At 42.0% G+C, this 452-nt stretch carries 1 pseudogene; it reads right to left on the reverse strand.

Annotated features, from left to right (window positions below):
* Positions 1-14 precede the first annotated feature (14 nt).
* A pseudogene (locus E0E16_RS03330) lies at positions 15-452 on the reverse strand (ISL3 family transposase); the annotation flags it as partial.

Consider the following 452-nt stretch of genomic DNA (forward strand, 5'->3'; position numbering starts at 1 on the left):
GGCTCAGTAGAAAATCAGTGGGGATATGCGTATAGATTTGCAATTCTGAATAGGAAGAACTTCTTGTCTGCCACTCCTCTTAGATTAGCTCGGAAAAGTTTAATTTTGGCATTGAACGATTCTGCCATGGCATTCGAAGCCCTGTTGTTATAGAAGTTCAATATCTCATCATAATGTTCGTAGAATGTGGCAGCAATGACATTGAATGAATGAAAGCCTGCCTCTTCAACTTTATTGTACCACCGTGCCATGGAAAGTCTGGCTGCATCCTTGATGGTGTTCTTTGCAAAGATCATGCGCAGAGAATGGCACAATCCATATGCCTTTTGGATGTCCGGATATTGTTCAAAAAGAATTTTAGCTCGCATTTTCTGACGCTCGGTCCATTTGTCAGCGGACTTGAAGAGCAGATATCTTGACCTGGCGAGAAGCTCTTTTCTTGTATCTCCATT

Origin of the sequence: Prevotella rectalis, from assembly GCF_900607215.1 — a bacterium.
Taxonomy (GTDB): domain Bacteria; phylum Bacteroidota; class Bacteroidia; order Bacteroidales; family Bacteroidaceae; genus Prevotella; species Prevotella brunnea.